This is a genomic window from Xanthovirga aplysinae (assembly GCF_009711365.1).
GTDB classification, from domain to species: Bacteria; Bacteroidota; Bacteroidia; order Cytophagales; family Cyclobacteriaceae; genus Xanthovirga; species Xanthovirga aplysinae.
This window is the reverse complement of sequence record NZ_SMMB01000793.1, coordinates 1-4,047: the sequence shown is the minus strand read 5'-3', so window position 1 is coordinate 4,047 and position 4,047 is coordinate 1. Positions and strand designations below refer to the sequence as shown.

Genomic DNA, 4,047 nt, shown 5'->3' with positions numbered 1-4,047 from the left:
TTTAATGTTCTTCAACGTAACCCGTCTTCGTTCTTTGTATCCAAATTAACAACCCTAAAATTACAAAGGCTCCAACCGGGGAGGTCATTAAACCATTGGTAGGAAAATTACTGATACCTACAGCCTCAAATACCTTAAAACCGAAAATTGCACCAGATCCAAGCAACTCCCGAAAAAAAGCAACGACCATAATAATCCAGGCATAACCCAAACCACTTCCAAAACCATCCAATACAGAATCCCAAGGTTTATTTCCCATAGCAAAGGCTTCCAATCGTCCCATCACAATACAGTTAGTGATAATCAAACCTACATACACTCCTACCATTTTAGCAACATCATAGACGTAGGCTAACAGCACTTGGTTTACCAAAATTACCAGGGTAGCGATAATAGCCAATTGGACAATGATACGAATTCGACTTGGAATTCCATTCCTTAATAAGGAAGTAAGCAGGTTAGCAAAAACAATTACAAAAATTACCGCAATCGACATTACAAGAGTGGGCCTCAACTGCGTAGTTACAGCTAAAGCTGAACAAATTCCCAATACCTGAATGGTAATTGGGTTATCATCCACCAAAGGATCAGCAACAAACTTCTTCCTTCTTTTTGATAAAAGCGGTTCGGCAGGTTTTGCTTTTACCACTTCTGCTGTTTCATTACTCATATTTTTAATCTTTTATAGGTCGTAAGAAATAATATCTTTTCAAAGAATGCTATAAATTATAAAGCTTTCTGGAACCTTACATTCCTTTCACCTTATTAAAATAAGCCTGATAATAACCTAAATATGCTTTTAACATATCATTCACACCGTCTGCAGTTAAAGTAGCTCCCGACATTCCATCAACTTGGTGATCGTTCATAGATTCAAGAGGATGCTTTTCTCCTTTAAGCATTGTTACGGATACCAATTGACCATTTTCCATAACATGTTTTCCATTATAGCGCTGCTGCACCTCTTTTTCGGTAATCCTTGCTCCTAGACCTGGAGTTTCCCCCTTATGGTCAAATACAATACCTTCAATGGTGTTAAAATCATTTTTAAGTGCTACAAAGCCCCAGATCTTATCCCAAAGTCCACTTCCATAAATAGGAACAATGTATGCATCAATCTCTTCTGATGAAGGACTACCTTTATATTTAAAGACCGGGAACAAACGTTCTGCTGGGTCTTTTTTATATTCCTTACTTACATCAATCTCCTCTGCGGGAATTGAAGTATCCACCACATTTCCTTCGATGTCAACAACTTCAGATTGGATACTTTCAGCATAGATTTTCAATACATCATCGGTATCCTTTAATTCCCTAACCGCACCTAAAATCTGTTTTTTTGTATCCAGGTCTCTGGCTTTCTTCTGGGCGTCCTTTAAGCCTACCGCTGCAAGGGAAAGTAGTCCACCGACCACCACACACATGCCCAGGGCAAATAATACTATGTATGAATTAGACTGTCGCACGTTTTAATCTCCTTTTTTTATTAGCTTGAACTACATTATAATCGATCAATGGGGCAAAAACGTTCATTAACAGGATTGCCAACATGATTCCTTCCGGATAAGCCGGGTTCAATACACGAATGATAACGGTTACCACTCCAATCAGAATTCCATAAATCCATTTACCAGTTTCGGTATGAGCTGAACTCACCGGGTCGGTAGCCATAAATACAGCACCAAATGCCAAGCCACCAATAACCAAATGGTATTCTGCCGGCATTAGCATAAATTCATTGGCCCCAATCAAATTCATTAATAATGCAGTTAAGTAGGAACCTACAAATACCCCTACTATCGTCTTCCAGCTTCCCACACCAGTAAAAATCAAAATTAAGGCACCAATTAAACACATTAAAGTGGAAGTTTCTCCAATAGATCCTGGGATAGCTCCCATAAACATATTTGTAAAATCAAACATTCCTGCATACCAAGCTTGTGATGCCTGAGTTAATGCTTGTGTTACGGGTTCCTGAGCAGAGGCCGCTACAGCAAGGGCTGTTGCACCGGAAAACCCTTCCACTGGGTTTTGTCCACCCAAGTATACCCATACCTGATCTCCAGAAATATCGGTAGGATAACCAAAATATAAAAAGGCACGTGCTACTAAAGCCACATTCAAAATATTCATTCCTGTACCCCCAAATACTTCTTTTCCAATAAGTACCCCAAAAATAGTGGCTAAGGCTACTTGCCACAATGGAAGAGTAGGAGGAACGACCAATGGAATAAGCATACCCGTTACTAAAAACCCTTCATTTATTGGGTGTTTTCTAACGATGGCAAAAATAGCCTCCACAATACCACCAGCAGTGTAAGCTACTATAACAATAGGCAATACCACTATTGCTCCCAATCCAAACTTTTCCATAAAGGAAGCAGTCTCCCCAATAGCCATAAAATGCTGCTGGCCCACGTTCCACATCCCGTATAATAAAGCAGGAATCATGGCCACTACAACAGTTACCATCATCCTTTTCAGGTCGATAGCATCTTTAATTTGTGTTCCCTTAGCACTGGTTACTGTATTAGGAGAAAACAAGAAAGTATCGGCCGCATCATAAGCATAATGAAATTTCTCGAACTTCCCTCCCTTTGAAAACAGAGGTTTTATTTTATCCAGTTGATCTCGTAAAGCTTTCATCCGTCAGATTAACTATTTAGCATTAAATCAATTCCATGTCTCAAAATTGCCTGGATATCGTGCTTGGAAACATCGACAAATTCACAAAGTGCCAGGTCTTCTTCTACAACCTCGTAGATACCCAAAGCCTCCATATTATCATAATCCTCCGCCATGACAGCCTTGATTAGATGAGTAGGCAAAATATCCATAGGAGTAACTTGCTCAAACACCCCAGTTTGCACAAAAGCCCTTTTTTCTCCTCTTGTGTTGGTATCCATTACATACTCCTTATTGGGGTTAAGAAAAGACAATAAGCCCAAAGCCCTTTGGAAACTTAATCTTTTAGAAGGAAGCGCCCATCCTAGCATCTCATAATAATCCCCTTCTGGAATTACCGTTAATAGATTGTGATAAAAACCTAGGTGACCATCTGAATCTACCTTTTCTCCCGTCAATACATTCCCGGACACAAATCGAACATGATTTGATTTAAGGTTATTTCCGACAAACTTTTTGATAGACGCACCCGTATATGTCTTATAATATTGAGGATTTTTCACCTCCGATCCTGCAACAGCTATTACTCTTGAAGCATCATAATGACCTGTGAGGAATAATTTACCAATTTGAGCTACTCCAAAAGGGCTTACGGTCCAAGCCACATCTCCTTTATTAATAGGATCAATATGGTGAATCTGGACCCCTACATTACCTGCTGGGTGAGGACCAGAAATTTTATTGATGACTACATCTTTTGCTTGTGAAAATACAGCAGCATCTTCTGAATCTGCATTTACATTTAAATGGATCTTACCATCGGTGAATTTACTTAAAACCTCAAGTCCAGCCTGGAAGTTTTGTTCTTCTCCTTTCAAAGTAAAGCTTAGATCCGCCGCCAATGGATGGGAATCAAAAGCAGAAATAAAAATTGCTTTTGGCGTATCATTCGGATCAGCCACTATCCCGTAAGGCCTTTGAATAATATTTGGCCAAACGCCACTATTTAAAAGTTGTTCGGTAGCTTCCTTTCTTGAAAGTTTTGTTAATTCCGAAACATTAAATTTCGAGAATTCCTCATAAGAAATTTGCTTATCAGCCAGAATTTTGACTTCCAACAATTTTCTTTTTTCACCTCTTTTTACTTCCACTACCTCCCCACTTACGGGCGCAGCATAAAAAATACCCTCTTTTTTCTTGTCATAAAAAATAGGTGTACCGGCTTTCACCACATCACCTTCTTTGACCAGCATCTTTGGCATGTAAAAGCCCGGATAGTCCGTAGGCTTTACAGCAAAAGTCTCAGGTTGAGGGGCTTCAGCGATCTTCTTCTCAGCTTTTCCAACAAGCTTTATATCGAATCCCTTTTTGAGCTTTATCAACTTAGACATATTAATTATTAGCTAATGATTCCTGTTAAAA

Annotated in this window: 4 protein-coding genes; all 4 read right to left on the bottom strand. The window is 39.3% G+C overall.

The annotated features are described in order from the left end of the window. Window position 1: 1 nt before the first annotated feature. Complete coding sequence (locus E1171_RS05815; RefSeq protein ID WP_155204995.1) at window positions 2–670, bottom strand: NADH:ubiquinone reductase (Na(+)-transporting) subunit D; 669 nt, start codon at window positions 668–670, stop codon at window positions 2–4. A gap of 76 nt (window positions 671–746) precedes the next feature. Next, entirely contained in the window at window positions 747–1,466 is a 720-nt protein-coding gene (gene nqrC, locus E1171_RS05810; protein ID WP_187696284.1) for an NADH:ubiquinone reductase (Na(+)-transporting) subunit C, read from the bottom strand. Then, window positions 1,453–2,646, bottom strand: a complete 1,194-nt coding sequence (locus tag E1171_RS05805) for an NADH:ubiquinone reductase (Na(+)-transporting) subunit B (RefSeq protein WP_155204993.1) — start codon at window positions 2,644–2,646, stop codon at window positions 1,453–1,455. The genes nqrC and E1171_RS05805 overlap by 14 nt, the downstream gene beginning before the upstream one ends. Window positions 2,647–2,654: 8 nt before the next feature. Further along, the gene (locus tag E1171_RS05800) at window positions 2,655–4,016 is read right to left on the bottom strand and encodes a Na(+)-translocating NADH-quinone reductase subunit A (RefSeq protein WP_155204990.1); all 1,362 of its coding nucleotides are present in this window, start codon (window positions 4,014–4,016) and stop codon (window positions 2,655–2,657) included. Window positions 4,017–4,047 lie beyond the last annotated feature (31 nt).

Excerpts from the sequence above, each read along its gene's own strand:
- E1171_RS05815 (WP_155204995.1), bottom strand. The coding sequence starts at position 670 with ATGAGTAATGAAACAGCAGAAGTGGTAAAAGCAAAACCTGCCGAACCG.
- E1171_RS05805 (WP_155204993.1), bottom strand. The coding sequence starts at position 2,646 with ATGAAAGCTTTACGAGATCAACTGGATAAAATAAAACCTCTGTTTTCA.
- E1171_RS05800 (WP_155204990.1), bottom strand. The coding sequence starts at position 4,016 with ATGTCTAAGTTGATAAAGCTCAAAAAGGGATTCGATATAAAGCTTGTT.